The 20,014-nt window shown below is 70.7% G+C and carries 19 protein-coding genes; 8 read left to right on the top strand and 11 right to left on the bottom strand.

The annotated features are described in order from the left end of the window. A complete protein-coding gene (locus tag H293_RS0117180; RefSeq protein WP_020119099.1) occupies positions 1–1,491 on the top strand; it encodes an AlkA N-terminal domain-containing protein in 1,491 nt (496 codons plus the stop codon). Positions 1,492–1,500: 9 nt separating this feature from the next. Continuing rightward, positions 1,501–1,983 carry a methylated-DNA--[protein]-cysteine S-methyltransferase gene (locus H293_RS0117185; RefSeq protein ID WP_020119100.1) on the top strand — a complete coding sequence of 161 codons (483 nt, stop codon included), beginning with the start codon at positions 1,501–1,503 and terminating at the stop codon, positions 1,981–1,983. Here H293_RS0117185 and H293_RS0117190 read toward each other — a convergent pair. From H293_RS0117190 to H293_RS0117200, 3 genes are all read right to left on the bottom strand, one after another. Then, positions 1,980–2,717 carry an SIR2 family NAD-dependent protein deacylase gene (locus tag H293_RS0117190; RefSeq protein ID WP_020119101.1) on the bottom strand — a complete coding sequence of 246 codons (738 nt, stop codon included), beginning with the start codon at positions 2,715–2,717 and terminating at the stop codon, positions 1,980–1,982. The two genes, H293_RS0117185 and H293_RS0117190, sit on opposite strands and share 4 nt — an antisense overlap. A 93-nt stretch (positions 2,718–2,810) precedes the next feature. Next, a complete protein-coding gene (locus H293_RS0117195; RefSeq protein ID WP_020119102.1) occupies positions 2,811–3,305 on the bottom strand; it encodes an NUDIX domain-containing protein in 495 nt (164 codons plus the stop codon). A 41-nt stretch (positions 3,306–3,346) separates the two neighbouring features. Then, positions 3,347–4,426, bottom strand: a complete 1,080-nt coding sequence (locus H293_RS0117200; RefSeq protein ID WP_020119103.1) for an ADP-ribosylglycohydrolase family protein — start codon at positions 4,424–4,426, stop codon at positions 3,347–3,349. A gap of 168 nt (positions 4,427–4,594) precedes the next feature. Here H293_RS0117200 and H293_RS0117205 point away from each other — a divergent pair, with 168 nt between their 5' ends. Continuing rightward, positions 4,595–5,713 carry a glycerate kinase gene (locus tag H293_RS0117205; RefSeq protein WP_020119104.1) on the top strand — a complete coding sequence of 373 codons (1,119 nt, stop codon included), beginning with the start codon at positions 4,595–4,597 and terminating at the stop codon, positions 5,711–5,713. 40 nt (positions 5,714–5,753) lie between these two features. Here H293_RS0117205 and H293_RS0117210 read toward each other — a convergent pair whose 3' ends face one another. Further along, positions 5,754–6,950, bottom strand: a complete 1,197-nt coding sequence (locus tag H293_RS0117210) for a PucR family transcriptional regulator (RefSeq protein ID WP_020119105.1) — start codon at positions 6,948–6,950, stop codon at positions 5,754–5,756. Positions 6,951–7,131: 181 nt separating this feature from the next. Here H293_RS0117210 and H293_RS0117215 point away from each other — a divergent pair, with 181 nt between their 5' ends. From H293_RS0117215 to H293_RS0117235, 5 genes are read left to right on the top strand one after another with little or no spacing between them, the layout of a single operon-like run. Then, positions 7,132–7,926 (top strand): ABC transporter ATP-binding protein, encoded by a 795-nt coding sequence (locus H293_RS0117215; protein WP_020119106.1) that lies wholly within the window; start codon positions 7,132–7,134, stop codon positions 7,924–7,926. Then, complete coding sequence (locus H293_RS0117220; RefSeq protein ID WP_028807923.1) at positions 7,914–8,696, top strand: ABC transporter ATP-binding protein; 783 nt, start codon at positions 7,914–7,916, stop codon at positions 8,694–8,696. Before H293_RS0117215 ends, H293_RS0117220 begins: the two co-directional genes overlap by 13 nt. Beyond that, the gene (locus H293_RS0117225) at positions 8,693–9,583 is read left to right on the top strand and encodes a branched-chain amino acid ABC transporter permease (RefSeq protein WP_020119108.1); all 891 of its coding nucleotides are present in this window, start codon (positions 8,693–8,695) and stop codon (positions 9,581–9,583) included. Before H293_RS0117220 ends, H293_RS0117225 begins: the two co-directional genes overlap by 4 nt. Next, on the top strand, positions 9,576–10,658 hold the full coding sequence (locus H293_RS49645; RefSeq protein WP_020119109.1) for a branched-chain amino acid ABC transporter permease: 1,083 nt from the start codon (positions 9,576–9,578) through the stop codon (positions 10,656–10,658). Before H293_RS0117225 ends, H293_RS49645 begins: the two co-directional genes overlap by 8 nt. Further along, the gene (locus H293_RS0117235) at positions 10,655–11,923 is read left to right on the top strand and encodes an ABC transporter substrate-binding protein (protein WP_020119110.1); all 1,269 of its coding nucleotides are present in this window, start codon (positions 10,655–10,657) and stop codon (positions 11,921–11,923) included. The genes H293_RS49645 and H293_RS0117235 overlap by 4 nt, the downstream gene beginning before the upstream one ends. Positions 11,924–11,999: 76 nt before the next feature. Here the strand turns inward: H293_RS0117235 and pssA are convergent, their stop codons facing one another. The 7 genes from pssA to ccrA all read right to left on the bottom strand — a co-directional run bounded on the left by pssA (position 12,000) and on the right by ccrA (position 19,750). Beyond that, the gene (gene pssA, locus H293_RS0117240) at positions 12,000–12,818 is read right to left on the bottom strand and encodes a CDP-diacylglycerol--serine O-phosphatidyltransferase (RefSeq protein ID WP_020119111.1); all 819 of its coding nucleotides are present in this window, start codon (positions 12,816–12,818) and stop codon (positions 12,000–12,002) included. 22 nt (positions 12,819–12,840) lie between these two features. Then, entirely contained in the window at positions 12,841–13,497 is a 657-nt protein-coding gene (locus H293_RS0117245) for a phosphatidylserine decarboxylase (RefSeq protein ID WP_020119112.1), read from the bottom strand. A 170-nt stretch (positions 13,498–13,667) separates the two neighbouring features. Continuing rightward, entirely contained in the window at positions 13,668–14,873 is a 1,206-nt protein-coding gene (locus H293_RS0117250) for an acyl-CoA dehydrogenase family protein (protein WP_020119113.1), read from the bottom strand. A 5-nt stretch (positions 14,874–14,878) separates the two neighbouring features. Beyond that, entirely contained in the window at positions 14,879–15,385 is a 507-nt protein-coding gene (locus H293_RS0117255) for a MaoC family dehydratase (protein WP_007385824.1), read from the bottom strand. Positions 15,386–15,390: 5 nt separating this feature from the next. Beyond that, a complete protein-coding gene (locus tag H293_RS0117260) occupies positions 15,391–16,350 on the bottom strand; it encodes an HpcH/HpaI aldolase/citrate lyase family protein (RefSeq protein WP_020119114.1) in 960 nt (319 codons plus the stop codon). Further along, positions 16,347–18,395 carry a protein meaA gene (locus H293_RS0117265; protein WP_028807924.1) on the bottom strand — a complete coding sequence of 683 codons (2,049 nt, stop codon included), beginning with the start codon at positions 18,393–18,395 and terminating at the stop codon, positions 16,347–16,349. Before H293_RS0117265 ends, H293_RS0117260 begins: the two co-directional genes overlap by 4 nt. A 17-nt stretch (positions 18,396–18,412) precedes the next feature. Beyond that, positions 18,413–19,750: a crotonyl-CoA carboxylase/reductase gene (gene ccrA / locus H293_RS0117270; protein ID WP_028807925.1), complete on the bottom strand. Its 1,338-nt coding sequence runs from the start codon at positions 19,748–19,750 to the stop codon at positions 18,413–18,415. Between the last annotated feature and the right edge of the window lie 264 nt (positions 19,751–20,014).

A 20,014-nucleotide genomic window follows, 5' to 3' on the forward strand; every position in this document is an offset into this window, starting at 1 on the left:
ATGCAGACGGGGATGTACACCGAGACCGAGCGCTGTGTGCGCGCCGTGCAGTCCAAGGACGCGCGGTTCGACGGCTGGTTCTTCACCGCCGTCCTGACGACCCGCATCTACTGCCGGCCGAGCTGCCCGGTCGTCCCGCCCAAGCCCGAGAACATGACCTTCTATCCGAGCGCGGCGGCCTGCCAGCAGGCGGGATTCCGGGCCTGCAAGCGCTGCCGCCCCGACACCAGCCCGGGCTCCCCGGAGTGGAACCAGCGTGCCGACCTCGTGGCCCGCGCGATGCGGCTGATCGCCGACGGCGTGGTCGACCGCGAGGGCGTGCCCGGCCTCGCCGCCCGCCTCGGCTACAGCACCCGGCAGGTCGAACGCCAGCTCCTCGCCGAACTCGGCGCCGGCCCGCTCGCCCTCGCCCGCGCCCAGCGCGCCCAGACGGCGAGGATCCTCATCGAGACCACCGCGCTCCCGATGGCCGACATCGCCTTCGCGGCCGGCTTCTCCGCGATCCGCACCTTCAACGACACCGTGCGCGAGGTCTTCGCGCTCGCACCGGGCGAGCTGCGCACACGCGCCGCGAAGAGGACCGCGCCGGACCCGCCGGACACCCCCGGCTTCCTGTCCCTGCGCCTGCCGTTCCGCGTCCCCCTCAACCCCGACAACCTCTTCGGCCACCTCGCGGCCACCGCCGTCCCGGGTGTGGAGGAGTGGCGGGACGGCGCGTACCGGCGCACGCTGCGACTGCCGTACGGACACGGCGTCGTGGCCCTCACGCCCCGCCCCGACCACATCGCCTGCCGATTGACGCTGAGCGACCTTCGCGACCTGACCGTCGCCATCAGCCGCTGCCGCCGGCTGCTCGACCTGGACGCCGACCCGGTGGCGATCGACGACCAGCTGCGCACGGACCCGCTGCTGGCCCCCCTGGTGGACAAGGCGCCCGGCCGACGCGTCCCGCGCACGGTCGACGAGGCGGAGTTCGCCGTACGGGCCGTGCTGGGCCAGCAGGTCTCCACGGCGGCGGCCCGCACCCACGCGGGCCGGTTGGTCACCGCGCACGGCGAACCGGTGGACGACCCGGAGGGGGGTCTCACGCACCTGTTCCCGTCCCCCGAGGCACTGGCCGCGCTCGACCCCACCACGCTCGCCATGCCCCGTACCCGGCGCACGACCTTCACCACCCTGGTGAACCAACTGGCCGACGGCAGACTTCAGTTGGGCGTCGAGCAGGACTGGTCCGAGACCCGTGCCCGCCTCCTCGCCCTCCCCGGCTTCGGCCCCTGGACGGTCGACGTCATCGCCATGCGCGGCCTCGGTGACCCGGACGCCTTCCTCCCGACCGACCTCGGCATCCGCCGCGCCGCCCAGGAGTTGGGCCTGCCCTCCACCCCGGCCGCGCTGACGGCCCGCGCGGCGGCCTGGCAGCCCTGGCGGGCCTACGCGGTCCAGTACCTGTGGGCCACCGACAGCCACCCGATCAACTTCCTCCCCGTGTAAGGACGTTCGATGAAGCAGCACACCGTGATCGACAGCCCCTACGGTCCGCTGACCCTCGTCGCCGACGACGGCGTCCTGTGCGGCCTCTACATGACCGACCAGCGCCACCGCCCGCCGGACGATACCTTCGGCACGCCGGACGACGGATGGTCCAAGGAGGCCGAGGACCAGCTGACGGCGTACTTCCAGGGCGAGTTGAAGGAGTTCACCCTGGAACTGCGCCTGCACGGAACACCGTTCCAGCGCACGGTCTGGGAACAGCTGCGCCGGATCCCGCACGGCGAGACCCGCACCTACGGCGAACTCGCCGACGCCCTCGGCAACCCCAAGGCCTCCCGCGCGGTCGGCCTCGCCAACGGCAGGAACCCGATCGGCATCATCGTCCCCTGCCACCGCGTGGTCGGCGCGGACGGCAGCCTCACGGGCTACGGCGGCGGACTGGAACGCAAGCAGCGGCTGCTGGACTTCGAGCGGGGGGCGGCGCTGTTCTAGCGGCCGCTACCGGCGCTCACCCTGCGCAGCAGTTCGGGCAGTGCCGTGCCGATCGGCTCGCGGATCACCTCGTCGGCGCGGTCGTCGTACGGTGTCGGCTCGGCGTTGACGATGACGAGTCGGGCACCGTGGTCGGCGGCGACGCCCGCGAGGTCCGCAGCCGGCTGGACCTGGAGGGTGGTGCCGACGGCGATGAAGATCTGGCACGCCTTCGTGATGGCGACGGCCTCGCCGAGGACCACGGGGTCGAGACGCTCGCCGAACATCACGGTGGCCGACTTGAGGATGCCGCCGCAGGTCAGGCACGGCGGGTCCGCCTCGCCGGCCTCGACCCGGGCGAGCGCGTCCTCCATCGGGCCGCGGGCGTGGCACTTCGTGCACACCACCTGCCGTGCGGTGCCGTGCAGTTCGAGGACCTTGCGGGCGGGCAGCCCGGCGAGCTGGTGCAGCCCGTCCACGTTCTGCGTGATCACCCGCACCGGCACCCCGGACTTCTCCAGCCCGGCCACCGCCACGTGTGCGGTGTTGGGCTCGGCCTTCAGGGTCCGGTTCGAGCGCCGCATCTGCCACGAGCGGCGGCGGATCTCCGGATCGCCCATGTAGTAGTCGTACGTCACGAGCTTCTCGGCCTCGGGGTCCTTGCGCCACAGGCCGTTGGGGCCGCGGTAGTCGGGGATCCCGGAGTCGGTGGAGATTCCGGCGCCGCTGAGGAGGGCGACGAGGGGCTTGGTCATGGTGCCGAGGGTAGGACGGGTGATCCGGGTGCGGCGAACGGATATCCCACCCCCAGGGCGCGAGCAACCGTGAGGGCCGACCAGCGCGCCGGATCAGCCCACCCGGCGCCCGTTCTCCAGCTCCGCCGTCCCCGACCCCTGCGCCAGTACGTCCAGCGCGACCAGGACCCGGCGGCCGAGCCCGTCCGGCAGATACTCGGTCAGCTCCTCCTGCGGCACGAGCCGCCACGACAGCAGCTCCTCCTCCTGGAGCCGGATCGCCTTCAGGTCCTCCTCGCCGAGGACACCGCCGTCGTAGAGGTACGCCACCAGTGGCGGCCAGGGCGGCCGGTACACCCAGTCCACCGCGAGCAGCCGCCCGAGGTCGCGGTCGAGCCCGATCTCCTCAAGCGTCTCGCGACGCGCGCCCTGGCGCGGGGTCTCACCCTCGTCGGACTCGATCGTGCCGCCCGGAAGCGCCCAGCCCTCACGGTAGTTGGGCTCGACGAGCAGGACCCGGCCCGAGGCGTCACGGAAGAGAGCGGCGGCACCGGCGAGGATCCGGGGGAGACCGGCGATGTACGTGGCGAAGTCAGGGGTGGTGGTCACCCTCGAAGGGTAACCAGCATCCGCGGCCGCCCTCGCCAGGCTCAGCAGGCGGCCTCCGCCCCCGCCAACCGCACCGTCCGCTCGGCCAGTTCGCTGATGCGCACCCCGTCGAACCCGAACACCGCGCTGCGCACCCGGTCCTCCAGCGGGTCCTTCCACTGGTCCGGGATCGCCTCCGCCCCGGTGAGCACCCCGGCCACCGAACCCGCGGTCGCGCCGTTGGAGTCGGTGTCCAGGCCGCCCCGGACGGTGAGCGTGATGGTGCGGGTGAAGTCACCGTCGCCGTACAGCAGCCCGGCGGTCAGGACGGCCGCGTTGGGGATCGTGTGGATCCAGCCGAGCCCCGCGGTCTCCTCCGTGACGGTGGTCAGCGTGTCCTCCCAGGTCATCCGGGTGTCGTGCAGGGACGCCACCCGGCGTACCGTGCGGGCGAGGCGACTGCTCGCCGGGATCACCGCGAGCGCCTCGTCCACGGTCTGTCGCACGGTGTCGGCGGTGAACGCCGCCGAGATCAGCGCCGCCGCCCACATCGCCCCGTACACGCCGTTCCCGGTGTGCGAGAGCACCGCGTCCCGGCGGGCCAGCGAGGCTGCGCGGCGCGGGGCACCGGGGCAGGTCCAGCCGTAGATGTCGGCCCGGATCAGCGCCCCGATCCACTCCTGGCAGGGGTTGTCGTACGTCGCCGTCAGCGGCGGTTTCAGCCCGTTGGCCAGGTTGCGATAGGCGGCCCGCTCGGCGGTGAACGTCTGGAGATACGGCAGCCTCAGCAGCCACAGGTCACCCACCTGCTCGGTGCTGAAGCCGAAGCCGTGGGTCTCCAGGAGGTCGAGGCCGAGGATGGCGTAGTCGACGTCGTCGTCGCGGCAGCTGCCGTGGATGCGGCCGCGCACGCACTCGCGCCACTCGGGCCGCAGCTCGAAGCCGTCGCTCTCGCCGATGGGCTCGGGGAGGTAGTCGGTCAGGGGCAGCGCGGCGGCCTGCCGCAGATAGCGGTCGATCCGGTCCCGCGTCCACAGGTCGCCCTGCTCGACCGGCTTGCCGAGCATGTTGCCCGCGATTCGGCCGAGCCAGCCCCCGTGGATGCGGTCGGCGAGCTCTGGCTCAGTGCCCACAAGGGTCATAGCTCCGGTTTACCCCATTCCGGAGCACCGCACAGACGGTTCGCGGGGCCTTCTCAGGGGCTGGTCGGTGCATGACTCCGGGGGGCGTCTGCGGTTAAGGTCGCAGCGGCGCGACTGGCCTTGACGTGCGAGAGGCCCGGAGAGCAAGGGGAAATCGTGACACAGCGCGTGCTCATCGCCGCGGACAAGTTCAAGGGCTCGCTCACGGCCGTGCAGGTCGCCGAGCGGGTGACGGCCGGGCTGCGCCGGGTCGTGCCGGACCTGGAGATCGAGTCGCTGCCCGTCGCCGACGGCGGTGACGGCACCGTCGCCGCAGCGGTCGCGGCCGGTTTCGAGCGCCGGGAGGTGGCGGTCGCCGGGCCCCTCGGGCAGGAGACCACCGCCGCCTTCGCGGTCCGCGGGGAGACCGCAGTCGTCGAGATGGCCGAGGCCAGCGGCCTCCAGCGGCTGCCCGCGGGCGTCTTCGCTCCGCTCACGGCGTCGACGTACGGCTCCGGGGAGCTCCTGCGCGCCGCGCTGGACGCCGGCGCCCGCACGATCGTGTTCGGGGTCGGCGGCAGCGCCACCACCGACGGCGGTGCCGGAATGCTCTCCGCGCTCGGCGCCCGCTTCCTGGACGCCGACGGCGAGCCCGTGGCCCCCGGCGGCGCCGGTCTCGCCGACCTGGCCTCGGCCGACCTGTCGGGCCTGGACCCGCGGTTCGCGTCCGTCGAGTTCATCCTGGCCAGCGACGTCGACAACCCGCTGACCGGCCCCAAGGGCGCCCCCGCGGTCTACGGCCCGCAGAAGGGCGCCTCGCCGGACGACGTGGAGGCCCTGGACACCGCCCTCGCCCACTACGCGAAGGTGCTGGAGGAGGCCGTCGGCGCGAAGGCCGCCGAGTACGCCGCCTCGCCGGGTGCGGGCGCGGCCGGCGGCATCGGTTACGGCGCCCTCCTGCTCGGCGCCCGGTTCCGCCCCGGCATCGACGTCATGCTCGACGTCCTCGGCTTCGCGCCCGCCCTGGAGTGGGCGGACCTGGTGATCACCGGGGAGGGTTCCCTCGACGAGCAGACCTTGCACGGCAAGGCCCCGGCGGGCGTCGCCGCGGCCGCCCGCGCCAAGGACAAGGAGGTCGTCGCCGTGTGCGGCCGCCTCGCCCTCCCTCCGGAGGCCCTCGGCCGGGCGGGCATCCGCCGCGTCTACCCCCTCACCGACGCCGAGCCCGACATCCAGCGCTGCATCGCCGAAGCGGGCCCGATCCTGGAGGACGTGGCGGAGCGGATCGGTCGGGACTTCCTGGTCTGAGCCTGGCCGTGCCGGGTCGCCGGGGCATCCTGGTCCGGGCTCAGCCGCGGGCTCCCGACAACCGGTACGCGTCCAGCGCCAGCGTCATCTCGATCAGGTCCCGGGGCCGGGCCAGCGACCGGGACGTGAGCTGTTCCAGCCGCCGTAGCCGGTTGAAGACCGTGTTGCGGTGGCAATACAGCCGTCCGGCGGCCCGGCCCGCCGACCCCTCGCACACCAGCCATACGTCGAGGGTCTCCAGGAGCACGGCCCGGTCGGCGGGCTCCAGCTCAAGGAGCGCGCCGAACACGTCCTTGACCAGCCGGTCGGCCAGCTCCGGCTGGCTCACCACCAGCGCGGTCGGCATCCGCTGATCGAGGCGTACGACCGCGGTGGCGTCCGGCGGACACGTGCGCAGCGCCAGTTCGGCGAGCCGCCGGGCCCGGCCCAGCTCGGCGAGCCCCGGCACGACGGGGCTGATCCCGCCGGGCCCGGAGCAGCGCCCCTCCAGCGCACGCGCCACGCCGTCCAGACCCTGACCGGGAGCCAGGGCCACGACCGCCACCTCGCCGTCCGCCCGCATCCGCCAGATGAACCGGAACCCGGCGCCCCGCACCGGTCGCTCGGCCGCCTCCCGCCGCTCGGCCCGCAGCACCACCACCGCGTACGGGCCGTGCTCCGGCAGATCGAGCCCCGCCGCCGCCCGCGCCGCGAGCCCGGGAGTGACCTGCCCCTCCAGCAGGGCGTCGAGGAGCGCCTGGAGCTGTTCGTCCGTACGCCGTCTGAGCTCCGCCTCGGTGGCCCGATACGCCTCCGACGCGGCCTGCGCCTGCGCGTCCACCGCCGACCACACCATCGTCGTCGACCGCATCAGCGCCGCCAGCCGCTCCGGCTCCCGCCCGGCGGTCCCCTCCACGAGCGCGTCCCACACCAGATAGCCGGCGTTCCGGTACGCGTGCACCAGCAGGTCCAGCGGCAGGCCCTGGTGGGCCCGGCGCCGGCCCGCGTCCTCGGCGTACTCCAGGTCGCGGCGCGGCGAGTCCCGCGGCGCGGAGATCGTCTCGATGCCGATCCGTATCGCCTCCTCCGCCTCCCGCCACTGCTGGTCGTACGCCAGCACCTGTCCGTAGACGGGGGAGTGGTCGGTGAGTTGTCGCAGGTGCTCGTCGACCAGCTCCGGCACCCGATCCAGCAGCGCCGTGCAGGACTCCGCGAGCAGCTTCCAGTCGTGACCGGTCCGCGGCCGTCGCCCTCCCATGTGGGGAGGATGCCACCGGGGCCCGGCCGCGCACAGGCCCCTGACACGCGGTGTTGTGCGCGCGCACAACGGCGGCACCGGCCCGCTGGGCACCCGCAGCGATTCCGCCGCGGGCCGTGGACGCACGCCCGCGCCGGTGCTGGGGTGAGCGCCACACCGAATGCGGACAAGGGGGGAGCCCATGACCGGAGCCGGACTGGTCGTCCGCGACCTGTCGGTCGGATACGGCCCCGTGCGCGCCCTGCGCCGGGTGTCCCTGGAGGTGCCCGAGGGCGCCGTGGTGACGGTGCTCGGCGGCAACGGCGCGGGCAAGTCCACCCTGCTGCGCGCGATCAGCCGGACCCTCGCCTTCCACGGCGGCGCGGTCACCGCGGGCACGGTCACCCTGGACGGCCGCCGCCTCGACGCCCTTCCACCCGATCGGGTGGTCGCCGCCGGAGTCTGCCAAGTACCGGAAGGCAGACGGGTGTTCGCGCGCATGACGGTCTCCGACAACCTCCGCGCGGGCGCCCTCGGCGGCACCCGCGCGGGACGGTCCGCGGCCCTTGACCGGGTGCACGAACTGTTCCCCGTACTCGCCGAACGCACCGCGCAGCGCGCCGGACTCCTCTCCGGCGGCGAACAACAGATGCTCGCCGTCGCCCGCGCCCTCATGGCCACCCCTCGCGTCCTGCTCCTCGACGAACCCTCCCTCGGCCTCGCCCCGCTCATGGCCCGGCGGATCGCCGACACCGTCCGCGAGATCAACACCCAGGGCACCTCCGTCCTGCTCGTCGAACAGAACGCGGCCCTCGCCCTGCGGCTCGCCACGCGCGCGTACGTCCTCGAAGTCGGCGAGGTCACCCTGTCGGGCCCGACCGCCGAACTCGCCGCCTCCGACGAGGTCCGCCGCCGCTACCTCGGCGTGGTCGACGAGGACGCGGCGGCCGACGCGGACCGGGCGACGGACCGGACCCTCACGCGATGGAAGGGGTGAGCGCGATGGACGCCCTGGAGGTCCGCGGGCTGACCGTCCGCTTCGCCGGACTCACCGCTCTCGACGACGTCGACTTCACCGTCCGCCCCGGCACCGTCCACGCCCTCATCGGCCCCAACGGCGCCGGAAAGTCCACCTGCTTCAACGTCCTGTCCGGCGTCTACCGGGCCACCGCGGGCAGCGTCCGCTTCGGCGCGCACGAACTCACCGGCATGCCCGCGCACCGCATCGCCGCTCTCGGTGTCGCCCGCATCTTCCAGAACCTCGCGCTGCCGCCCCGCGCCTCGGTCGAGGACTGTCTGCTCCTCGGCCGGCACCGGCTCACCCGGACCGGCTTCCTCGCCGCGGGACTCGGGCTGCCGTCGGCGGCCCGCGAGGAACGGCTCCATCGTGAACGCGTCCGGGAGATCGCCGAGTTCGCCGGTATCGCGGACTGCCTGCCACGGCCGGCGGGCTCCCTGCCGTACGGGCAGCAGAAGCTCGCCGAGCTCGCCCGCGCGCTGTGCATGGAACCCCGCCTGCTGCTCCTCGACGAGCCGGTCGCGGGCATGACGGCCGACGAACGACGCCGGACGGCCGCCGTGATCGCGGGTGTCCGCGACTCCCTCGGCATCTCGATCGTGCTGGTGGAACACGACATGGGGGTGGTGATGCGGCTCGCGGACGCGGTGACCGTACTGGACTTCGGGCGCCGGATCGCCGACGGCGCCCCCGCCGACGTACAGAACGATCCGGCCGTCGTACAGGCGTATCTGGGGGCCGCGTCATGAGCACCTTCGCCGAGATCCTGCTGAACGGCCTCTCGCTGGGCTCGGTGTACGCGCTCATCGCCCTCGGCTTCGTGGTGATCTTCCGGGCCACCGAGGTCGTCAACTTCGCCCACGCGTCCCTGCTGTTGGCGGGCGGATACGTCACCGCGGTCCTCCACGACGACATCGGCTTCTGGCCCGCGCTGCTCGCCGGGATCGCGGGTGCCGCGCTGGTCGGGGCGGCCGTGGAGTTCCTGGTGATGCGGCGGTACCGGGGCGGCGACCACAGCGTCCTCGCCATCGTCACCATCGGCGTGGACATCCTGCTCACGACGGAGCTGACCCGCCGTATGGGCACGGACGTCCTCACGCTCGGCGATCCGTGGGGCGACGCCGTGCTCAGGCTCGGGCCGATCTCGCTCGCCCACACCCGGATCGCCGCGCTCGTGGCCGCCGCGCTGCTGATCACCGCGTTCCTGCTGGCATTCCGGTACACGTCGTGGGGGATCGCGATGCGGGCGGCGGCGGAGAGCGCGGAGACGGCCGCGCTGATGGGGGTACGCCTCGGGCGGGTGTCGCTGGGCGCCTGGGCAGTGGCGGGCGGACTCGCCGCCGTGGCCGCCCTGTTCCTCACCGTGTTCCCGACGCCGGGGCTGGAGCGGGCGACTTCGCTGGCCGCGCTCAAGGCGTTCCCGGCCGCCATCCTCGGCGGGCTGGACTCGACGACGGGCGCACTGGTGGGTGGCCTGCTGGTCGGCGTCACGGAATCCCTCGCGACCGGCTACCAGAGCGATCTGACCTTCCTGGGACGGGGGCTGGGGGACCTGGCGCCCTACCTCGTGATGGTCGCGACCCTGCTCGTACGGCCCGCCGGACTGTTCGGCACGAAGGAGCTGGCCCGTGTCTGAGGCCCTGGTGAAGCCGCTGCGGGCGGTCCGCTCCCGTACATACGTCCGGGCCGCCGGGGGAGTGGTCCTGCTGGCCCTGCCCTTCTACCTGGACCGGTTCTGGCTCCAGGCGGGCCTGTTCGCGATGGCCGCCGCGATCGGCGCGATCGGCATCAACCTCCTCACCGGGGCGACCGGCCAGCTCTCCATGGGGCACGCCTTCTTCCTCGCCGTCGGCGCCTACGCCTACTGCGTGTTCGCGGCGGACGGCGGCGACGGGCTGACCGGTCTTGGGCTGCCGACCTGGCTCGCGGCTGTGCTCGCGGTCCTCGTCGCGGGCGTCGCGGGCGGGCTGTTCAGCCCGATCTCCGGGCGGCTCAGCGGCGCGTACCTGGGCATCGCCACGCTCGCGCTCGTCTTCATCGGCCAGCACGTCATGTTCAACGCCCACGAGCTGACAGGCGGCGCCAACGGCCGTGACGTCCCGCCGCTGAGCCTGTTCGGCCTCACCTTCGACGACCGTGAACTCCTGGTCGCCGCCGTGCCGTTCGGCTCGGCGGAGAAGCTCTGGTATGCGGGCCTCGTCCTGCTCACGGCCGGCGCCCTTTTCGCGCGGGGCGTCCTGCGCGGCCGTCCGGGCCGGGCCATGAACGCGATCCGCGACCACCGCATCGCCGCCGGAGTGCTCGGCGTGCCGGTAGCCCGCCACCGCGCCGCCGTCTTCGTGCTGTCGTCGATGTACGCGGGTCTCGCGGGCGTGCTGCTCGCGCTGGTCTTCCAGCGGACGGTGCCCGACTACTTCGGCATCACGCTCTCGCTCGAGTACCTCGCGATGATCGTCATCGGGGGGCTCGGCTCGGTCTCCGGGGCCGTGGCCGGGGCCGTGTTCGTCTCCGTGCTGCCGCAGCTGCTGACCCGCTACAGCGACGCGCTGCCGCTGGTCTCCGCCCCCGGCACGGGCGGCATCGCACCGGGCGAGGCATCCCGGTACCTCTACGGCGCCGCCGTCGTGCTGGTGGTGCTGTTCCTGCCCGGCGGCCTGGTCGGGACGGCCGTACGGCGTCGAGTCACCACCCAACCAGGGGAGGAACGATGATCAGGACACACGGCGCCAGAGCCGCCGCGGGCGCGCTCGCCGCGCTGCTGGTGCTGGCCGGATGCAGCTCCAAGGCCAAGGACCCCGACGGGGACGGCGACAAGGCGGCCGCGGGCGGAGTGAAGACCGGGGAGGGCATCTCAGGGAAGACGATCACCCTGGGCGCCCTCACCGACATGACCGGCGTCTACGCGACCCTCGGCAAGAGTGTCACCCAGGCCCAGCAGCTGTACGTGAAGCAGCTGAACGCCGCCGGAGGTGTCTGCGGCTACAAGGTGGACCTCTCGGTCCGCGACCACGGCTACGACCCGCAGAAGGCCGTCTCCGGCTACACCGAGCTGGAGCCGAAGGTGCTGGGCTTCACGCAGTTCATCGGCTCGCCGTTCGTCGCCGCGGTCAAACAGCGCATCGACGGCCAGGACAAGGGGCTGGTCCTCCCGCAGGCATGGTCGGCCGCGCTGCTCGGCAGCCCGTACATCCGGGTCATCGGATCCACCTACGACATCGAGACGATCAACGCGGTCGACTTCCTGATCAAGGAGAAGGGGGTGAAGAAAGGGGACAGGATCGGCCATGTCTACTTCGAGGGGGACTACGGCGAGAGCGCCCTCGTGGGCTCGAAGCACATCGCGAAGGAGGCCGGGCTGACCGTCGTCGAGCAGAAGATCAAGCCCACCGACAACGACATGACCGCCCAGGTCACCGCCCTCAAGCAGGCCGGCGTCAAGGCGATCGTGATCAGCGCGGGCCCGCGGCAGGCGGCCTCCCTGGTCGGGGTGGCGGCGGCGAGCGGCTTCACCGTGCCGGTCATCGGCAACAACTCCGCCTTCGCGCCGCAGCTCCTCGCCACCCAGGCGGGCCCCGCCCTGATGAAGAACTACTACGTGGCCTCACCCTCGCTCCCCATCGGCGCCGACACCCCGCAGGCGAAGAAGCTGGTCGCCGACTACCGGGCCGCCTACCCGAAGGACGCCCTGGACAACGGCATCGTGGCCGGCTGGACCGCTGTGGCGGCCTTCGGCGAGGCCCTGAAGAAGGCCTGCGTGAGCAAGGACCTCACCCGGGAGGCCGTGGACAGGGCCCTGTTGTCGATCGACTCCTACGACATCGGCTTCGGCGTCGCCCAGGACTTCACCGACCCCAAGTCCCCGTCCTCCCGCGAGAGCGTGATCCTCCGGCCGGACAAGAACGTCACCGGCGGCATGAAGGTCGTACGGGAAGCCGGGGCGTCGCAGGCTGCGGAGGGGTACACACCGGGGGCGTGAGAAGCCGTCCGGGCACACGGCCGAGGGGCCCGAACCGTCATCGGTTCGGGCCCCTCGGGAGTACGACGGCCAAGCGCTACGGCAGCTGCGCCGCCCGCGCCTCGCGCCTGTTGCCGCGGAAGTTGTTCACCCGGCGGGCCGTGGCGAACAGCGGGATCACCGCCCCCGTGACGAGCTGCAGGGCGCAGCCGGTCTGGAGGAGGAGCTGACCGCTGGGAGCACCGAAGGCCCAGGCCGCCAGCAGCCCCATCGCCAGCACGATCCAGGAGAGCATCGCCACCGCGAGCCGCCCCCGCGGCTTCGGGTACTCCACTCGGCTCACCATCAGCCACGCGGTGCCCAGGATCGCCAGGAGCGTCGCCACGAAGGGCAGCTCCAGCAGCACGATCGCGACCACCGTGAGCGCGCCGAACGGGGACGGCATGCCCTGGAACATGCCGTTCGCCACGGTCACGCAGGAGAATCTGGCCAGCCTGAGGACCACCGCGAGCAGCACCACCACGGCCCCCACCGCCGCCACCCGCTGCGACGCGTCGTCGGCGACCATGCCGTAGACGAGCACGAAGTACGCCGGCGCGAGGCCGAAGCTGATCAGGTCGGAGAGGTTGTCCAGCTCGGCGCCCATCGGCGAGGAGCGCAGCTTGCGCGCCACCAGGCCGTCGAAGAGGTCGAAGACCGCCGCGCAGAGCATCAGGATGACCGCCGTGGCCGCGCTGTTGCGCGCCATGCCGGACTCCTGGCTGTCGGTCAGGTGCGGGATCAGGATGCCGGTGGTGGTGAAGTACACCGCCATGAAGCCGCACGTGGCGTTGCCGAGGGTGAGAGTGTCCGCTATCGAGAGGCGGAGAGAAAGGGGCATCTCCTCCTCGTCGTCGACCTCGTCGGCCCCGGGCACCCAGCCCGCCTGTGTCTCGGGATCAATCACGGTCAATGCGAGTCACCCCAGCCATCGTCTTCTCGCCGACCTCGACCGCGACCTCCACGCCCTCCGGCAGGTAGATGTCGACGCGCGAGCCGAAGCGGATCAGACCGATTCGCTCACCCTGCTCGACCTTCGTGCCCTGCGGGACGTAGGGCACGATGCGACGGGCCACCGCGCCCGCGATCTGGATCATCTCGATGTCACCGAGCTCGGTGTCGAAGTGCCAGACGACGCGCTCGTTGTTCTCGCTCTCCTTGTTGAACGCCGGAACGAACCCGCCGGGGATGTGCTCGACCGAGGTCACCGTGCCGGAGAGCGGCGCGCGGTTGACATGGACGTTGAGCGGGCTCATGAAGATCGCGACGCGGGTGCGCCCGTCCTTCCACGGCATGATGCTCTGCACCACACCGTCGGCGGGCGAGATGACCCGGCCCGGGGCGATCTCGCGCTCGGGGTCGCGGAAGAACCACAGCATGCCCGCCGCCAGCGCGGTGGCGGGCACGGCGACGGCCTTGGCGGCGCCGGACTTGCGCGCGCGTACCAGGCTCAGTGCTGCGGTGGCGACGGTCGGGAGGAGCCACGGCGATGCTCCGCGCGCGAGGCGTACGCCTGCCAGGCTGTCGCGAGGTGCAGAGGTTTGGCTGTGGGGCATGGATGACCTTCGTAGCGGATGATGCCGCGCACTAGACGGGGGACGGCGGCTTTCCGGGATCGTACCGGTCGCGGGCCACAACTGGGCAAGCCAGGAAGCCGAGTCGGCGGCTGAACCGTACTGCCGGGGTGTGATCTTCTTCTCCAAGAAAACACCCCGTATCCGGACATCTAGCCCTGGAACCGATACTCTTCGAGCAGCCTGCGACCGATGATCATTTTTTGGATCTCGGCGGTACCTTCACCGATCAGCAGCATCGGAGCCTCACGGTAGAGGCGCTCGATCTCGTACTCCTTGGAGAAGCCGTAGCCGCCGTGGATCCGGAAGGCGTCTTCCACGACCTCCTTGCAGTACTCGGAGGCGAGGTACTTCGCCATCCCTGCTTCGAGGTCGTTTCGCTCACCGGAATCCTTTTTGCGAGCCGCGTTGACCATCATCGCATGCGCGGCCTCGACCTTGGTAGCCATCTCGGCCAGCTTGAACTGAATCGCCTGGTGCTGGGCGATCGCCTTGCCGAAAGTGTGACGCTGCTGGGCGTACCGGACGCCCAGTTCGAAGGCGCGCTGGGCGACGCCGCAGCCACGCGCCGCCACGTTGACGCGGCCCACTTCCACCCCGTCCATCATTTGGTAAAAACCTCGGCCGGTGGTCCCGCCGAGCACGCGATCGGCCGGAAGTCGCAGGCCATCCATGATCAGCTCGGTGGTGTCGACACCCTTGTAGCCCATCTTGTCGATCTTCCCGGGGATGGTGAGACCCGGACGGACCTCTCCGAAACCGGGTTCCTTCTCGATCAGGAAGGTCGTCATCGACTTGTGGGGCGCGGTGCCCTCAGGGTGTCCTTCGTCACTTCGGACGAGAACGGCGACCAGAGTTGACGTTCCGCCGTTCGTCAGCCACATCTTCTGACCGTTCAGGACGTACTCGTCGCCGTCCTTGACCGCCTTCGATGTGATGGCCGACACGTCGGAACCCAGACCCGGTTCCGACATCGAGAAGGCGCCCCGGACGTCGCCGGCCGCCATGCGCGGCAGGAAGTGGTCCTTCTGCTCCTGCGTGCCGTGCTGCTTGAGCATGTACGCCACGATGAAGTGGGTGTTGATGATGCCGGACACCGACATCCAGCCGCGGGCGATCTCCTCCACGCACAGCGCGTACGTCAGGAGGGACTCGCCCAGACCGCCGTACTCCTCGGGGATCATCAGCCCGAACAGGCCCAACTCCTTGAGCCCGTCGACGATCTGCTGCGGGTACTCGTCGCGGTGCTCCAGCTCGGTCGCGACCGGGATGATCTCCTTGTCCACGAAGTCCCGGACGGTGGACAGGATCTCCCGCTGGATGTCCGTGAGGCCGTGGGTCTGGGCGAGGCGTGCCATGTCGGTCAGCCCTCCTGAAGTTCCGGGCGGCCCGGCTGCTCGCCGCCGCGCTCCTTGATGTAGGTCTCGGTGGGGACCATGACCTTGCGACGGAACACGCAGACCAGCGTGCCGTCCTGCTTGTAGCCCTTGGTCTCGACGTACACGATCCCGCGGTCGTTCTTCGACTTGGAGGGCCACTTGTCGAGCACGGTCGTCTGGCCGTAGATCGTGTCGCCGTGGAAGGTCGGCGCCACGTGCTTGAGCGACTCGATCTCCAGGTTGGCGATCGCCTTGCCGGAGACGTCCGGCACGGACATGCCGAGCAGGAGGGAGTAGATGTAGTTCCCGACCACGACGTTCTTGCCGAAGTCCGTCGTCTTCTCGGCGTAGTTGACGTCCATGTGGAGCGGGTGGTGGTTCATGGTGAGGAGGCAGAAGAGGTGGTCGTCGTACTCGGTGACCGTCTTCCCTGGCCAGTGCTTGTAGACCGCGCCGACCTCGAACTCCTCGTAGGTGCGTCCGAACTGCATGGCGCTCAGCCCTCCGGGATCTCGAACTTGGAGGTCCGCTGCATGCCGGCCGCGCGTCCCTTGCCGGAGATGACCAGCGCCATCTTGCGGCTGGCCTCGTCGATCATCTCGTCGCCGAGCATCGCCGAGCCCTTCTTGCCGCCGGCCTCGGACGTGTAGTAGTCGTACGCGTCCAGGATCAGCTCGGCGTGGTCGTAGTCCTCCTGGGAGGGCGAGAAGATCTCGTTGGACGCCTCGACCTGTCCCGGGTGCAGCACCCACTTGCCGTCGAAACCGAGCGCGGCGGCGCGCTGGGCGACCTCGCGGTAGCCGTCGATGTTGCGGATCTGGAGGTAGGGGCCGTCGATCGCCTGGAGGTTGTTGGCGCGGGCCGCCATCAGGATCTTCATCAGGATGTAGTGGTAGGCGTCCGCCGGGTAGCCGGGCGGCTGCTCGCCCACGACCAGCGACTTCATGTTGATCGACGCCATGAAGTCGGCCGGGCCGAAGATGATCGTCTCGACGCGCTGGGAGGCCGTCGCGATCTCGTTGACGTTGTTGAGACCCTGCGCGTTCTCGATCTGCGCCTCGATGCCGATCTTGCCGACCTCGAAGCCCATGGTCTTCTCGATCTGGGTCAGCAGCAGGTCGAGCGCGACGATCTGCTCGGCCGTCTGCACCTTCGGCAGCATGATGCAGTCGAGGTTCTGGCCGGCCCCCTCGACGACCGTGACGACATCGCGGTACGTCCACTCGGTCGTCCAGTCGTTGACGCGCACGACCCTCGTCTTGCCGGTCCAGTCACCCTCGTTGAGGAACTTGACGATGGTGTGCCGCGCCTCGGGCTTGGCGAGCGGGGCGCACGCGTCCTCCAGGTCGAGGAAGACCTGGTCCGCCGGGAGGCCCTGCGCCTTCTCCAGGAAGCGGGGGTTGCTTCCCGGTACCGCGAGACACGAGCGGCGGGGACGCAGACGGTTGACGGTCATGCGGGGACCTCCAGGGGGTCGAGCTTGTTCGCTTTCCGGATCTCGTCGACGATGCGGCCGATGATGCCGGTGATGTCGAAGTCCTTCGGGGTGAAGACGGCGGCCACGCCCGCAGCCCTCAGCTGTTCGGCGTCTCCATTGGGGATGATCCCACCGGCGATGACAGGTACATCTGTGGCACCGGCCACACTGAGCCGTTCCAGCACGTCCGGAACGAGCTGGGCGTGCGAGCCGGACAGGATCGACAGCCCGACGGCGTGCACGTCCTCGGCGAGGGCCGCGTCCACGATCTGCTCCGGGGTCAGCCGGATGCCCTGATAGACCACCTCGAAGCCCGCGTCACGCGCGCGTACGGCGATCTGCTCGGCCCCGTTGGAATGCCCGTCCAGGCCCGGCTTGCCGACCAGGAAGCGCAGCTTGCCGACGCCGAGGTCCTTGGCGGTCACCTCGACCCGGCGGCGCACGTCGGCCATGGCCGAGCCCGCCTCCGCGGGGACCGCGACCGGCGCCGAGGAGACGCCCGTGGGCGCCCGGAACTCGCCGAACACCTCCCGCAGGGCCCCGGCCCACTCGCCGGTCGTGACACCCGCGCGGGCGCACTCCAGAGTGGCCTCCATGAGGTTGGCCGTGCCCTTGGCGGCCTCCTTCAGCTTCTCCAGCGCCTTGCAGGGGCGCGGATGGTTGAAGGGCGGCTGGTAGCGGGTGTCGCGCCAGTGCTGGAGCCCCGCCACGACCCGGGCCTCGACGGCCGGGTCCACCGTCTGGATCGCGGTGTCCAGGTCGGACGTCAGCGGGTTCGGCTCGGTCGTCTCGAAGATGTTGACGCCGATGATCTTCTCCTGCCCGGACTCGATCCGGGCGCGGCGCTCGGCGTGCGAGGAGACGAGCTGCGACTTGAGGTAGCCCGACTCGACGGCGGCCATCGCGCCGCCCATCTCCTGGATCCGCTCGATCTCCGCGAGCGACTCCTCGACGAGCGTGTTCACCTTCGCCTCGACGACGTGCGAGCCCTCGAAGATGTCCTCGTACTCAAGCAGGTCGCTCTCGTAGGCCAGCACCTGCTGCATCCGCAGCGACCACTGCTGGTCCCAGGGCCGGGGAAGACCCAGGGCCTCGTTCCAGGCCGGCAGCTGGACGGCACGCGCGCGTGCGTCCTTCGAGAGGGTCACGGCCAGCATCTCGAGGACGATCCGCTGGACGTTGTTCTCCGGCTGCGCCTCGGTCAGCCCGAGGGAGTTGACCTGGACGCCGTACCGGAAGCGGCGGTGCTTGGGGTTCTCGATGCCGTAGCGCTCACGCGTGACCTGGTCCCAGATGCGGCCGAAGGCGCGCATCTTGCACATCTCCTCGATGAACCGGACGCCCGCGTTCACGAAGAAGGAGATACGGCCGACGACGTCGCCCATGCGCTCCTGCGGCACCTGCCCCGAGTCCCGGACGGCGTCCAGGACCGCGATCGCCGTCGACATCGCGTACGCGATCTCCTGGACCGGCGTGGCGCCCGCCTCCTGCAGGTGGTAGCTGCAGATGTTGATCGGGTTCCACTTGGGGATGTGGGAGACCGTGTACGCGATCATGTCGGTCGTCAGACGCAGGCTCGGCCCCGGCGGGAAGACGTGCGTGCCGCGGGACAGGTACTCCTTGACGATGTCGTTCTGGGTCGTGCCCTGGAGCTGGGTGATGTCCGCGCCCTGCTCCTCGGCGACGACCTGGTAGAGCGCCAGCAGCCACATGGCGGTGGCGTTGATCGTCATCGAGGTGTTCATCTGCTCCAGGGGGATGTCCTGGAACAGCCGGCGCATGTCACCGAGGTGCGCGATCGGCACGCCGACCCGGCCCACCTCGCCCCGGGCGAGGATGTGGTCGGAGTCGTAGCCGGTCTGCGTGGGCAGGTCGAAGGCCACGGAGAGCCCTGTCTGCCCCTTGGCGAGGTTGCGCCGGTACAGCTCGTTGGACGCCTCGGCCGTGGAGTGACCGGCGTACGTGCGCATGAGCCACGGCCGGTCCTTCTCCCGCTTGCCTGCGGCATTCTGACGCTCAGTCATCTATGACCCCGGGTGTCTCAGATGTTGCGGAAGCGGTTGATGGCGTCGATGTGCTGGGCGCGCATCTCCTCGTCGCGCACACCGAGACCTTCCTCGGGGGCCAGGCACAGCACGCCGACCTTGCCCTGGTGGAGGTTGCGGTGCACGTCGTAGGCGGCCTGCCCGGTCTCCTCCAGGGAGTACACCTTGGAGAGGGTCGGGTGGATCTTGCCCTTCGCGATGAGCCGGTTGGCCTCCCAGGCCTCGCGGTAGTTGGCGAAGTGCGAGCCGATGATCCGCTTCAGGGACATCCACAGGTAGCGGTTGTCGTACTCGTGCATGTAGCCCGAGGTCGAGGCGCAGGTGGTGATCGTGCCGCCCTTGCGGGTGACGAAGACGCTCGCGCCGAAGGTCTCGCGGCCGGGGTGCTCGAAGACGATGTCGATGTCCTCGCCGCCGGTGAGCTCGCGGATGCGCTTGCCGAAGCGCTTCCACTCCTTGGGGTCCTGGGTCTGCTCGTCCTTCCAGAACTTGTAGCCCTCGGCGTTGCGGTCGATGATCGCCTCGGCGCCCATGGAGCGGCAGATGTCCGCCTTCTGGTCGCTGGAGACGACACAGATCGGGTTGGCGCCGCCGGCGAGGGCGAACTGCGTGGCGTACGAGCCGAGTCCGCCGCTCGCGCCCCAGATCAGGACGTTGTCGCCCTGCTTCATGCCGGCGCCGTTGCGGGAGACCAGCTGCCGGTAGGCGGTGGAGTTGACCAGACCCGGGGCGGCGGCCTCCTCCCAGCTCAGGTGGCCGGGCTTCGGCATCAGCTGGTTGGACTTGACGAGCGCGATCTCGGCGAGGCCGCCGAAGTTGGTCTCGAAGCCCCAGATCCGCTGCTCGGGGTCGAGCATGGTGTCGTTGTGGCCGTCCGAGGACTCCATCTCGACGGACAGACAGTGCGCGACGACCTCGTCACCGGGCTTCCAGGCGTTGACGCCGGGGCCGGTGCGCAGGACCACGCCCGCGAGGTCGGAGCCGATGATGTGGTACGGCAGGTCGTGCCGCTTGGCCAGGTCGTTGGTGCGGCCGTAGCGCTCCAGGAACCCGAAGGTCGACAGCGGCTCGAAGATCGAGGTCCACACCGAGTTGTAGTTGACACTCGATGCCATGACGGCGACCAGGGCCTCGCCCGGGCCGAGCTCGGGCAGCGGCACGTCGTCGAGGTGGATCGACTTGCGCGGGTCCTTGTCGCGGGTCTCCAGGCCCGCGAACATCTCCGTCTCGTCCTTGTGCACGGTGATGGCGCGGTACGACTCGGGGAGCGGCATGGCGGCGAAGTCGGCCGGCGTCGAGTCCGGCGACTGGATCGCGTCCAGGATGTCCTTCACGGTCACGGTGTTGCCTCCGGCGAATGGCGTCTTGAGGGGAGACGCTGAGGGTTACGTCGGTGCCGTCGGTTCGGCGGTCGTGCTGTTCGGCAGCGCTTTGTGGCGCGGGAGGTTGCCTGTGACGCAGGCGTCCGGGCGGGCAAGTCGATGACTTGCTGGGACAGCCGGCGTACGAAAGGTCTCTGCACGCCGGCCGCCCGGACTCCCCTCAACGTAAGACACCGCGTGCCACCGTGCAAGGCACTGAGTGCCAGATATTGCCCT

The sequence above is a fragment of the Streptomyces canus 299MFChir4.1 genome (assembly GCF_000383615.1).
In the GTDB taxonomy this organism is placed as follows: Bacteria; Actinomycetota; Actinomycetes; order Streptomycetales; family Streptomycetaceae; genus Streptomyces; species Streptomyces canus_C.

Bases quoted from the DNA above. Each gene is read 5' to 3' on its own strand.
- H293_RS0117180 (WP_020119099.1), top strand. From the start codon at position 1: ATGCAGACGGGGATGTACACCGAGACCGAGCGCTGTGTGCGCGCCGTG.
- H293_RS0117185 (WP_020119100.1), top strand. From the start codon at position 1,501: ATGAAGCAGCACACCGTGATCGACAGCCCCTACGGTCCGCTGACCCTC.
- H293_RS0117190 (WP_020119101.1), bottom strand. From the start codon at position 2,717: ATGACCAAGCCCCTCGTCGCCCTCCTCAGCGGCGCCGGAATCTCCACC.
- H293_RS0117200 (WP_020119103.1), bottom strand. From the start codon at position 4,426: ATGACCCTTGTGGGCACTGAGCCAGAGCTCGCCGACCGCATCCACGGG.
- H293_RS0117210 (WP_020119105.1), bottom strand. From the start codon at position 6,950: ATGGGAGGGCGACGGCCGCGGACCGGTCACGACTGGAAGCTGCTCGCG.
- H293_RS0117215 (WP_020119106.1), top strand. From the start codon at position 7,132: ATGACCGGAGCCGGACTGGTCGTCCGCGACCTGTCGGTCGGATACGGC.
- H293_RS0117220 (WP_028807923.1), top strand. From the start codon at position 7,914: ATGGAAGGGGTGAGCGCGATGGACGCCCTGGAGGTCCGCGGGCTGACC.
- H293_RS0117225 (WP_020119108.1), top strand. From the start codon at position 8,693: ATGAGCACCTTCGCCGAGATCCTGCTGAACGGCCTCTCGCTGGGCTCG.
- H293_RS0117235 (WP_020119110.1), top strand. From the start codon at position 10,655: ATGATCAGGACACACGGCGCCAGAGCCGCCGCGGGCGCGCTCGCCGCG.
- H293_RS0117245 (WP_020119112.1), bottom strand. From the start codon at position 13,497: ATGCCCCACAGCCAAACCTCTGCACCTCGCGACAGCCTGGCAGGCGTA.
- H293_RS0117250 (WP_020119113.1), bottom strand. From the start codon at position 14,873: ATGGCACGCCTCGCCCAGACCCACGGCCTCACGGACATCCAGCGGGAG.
- H293_RS0117255 (WP_007385824.1), bottom strand. From the start codon at position 15,385: ATGCAGTTCGGACGCACCTACGAGGAGTTCGAGGTCGGCGCGGTCTAC.
- H293_RS0117260 (WP_020119114.1), bottom strand. From the start codon at position 16,350: ATGACCGTCAACCGTCTGCGTCCCCGCCGCTCGTGTCTCGCGGTACCG.
- H293_RS0117265 (WP_028807924.1), bottom strand. From the start codon at position 18,395: ATGACTGAGCGTCAGAATGCCGCAGGCAAGCGGGAGAAGGACCGGCCG.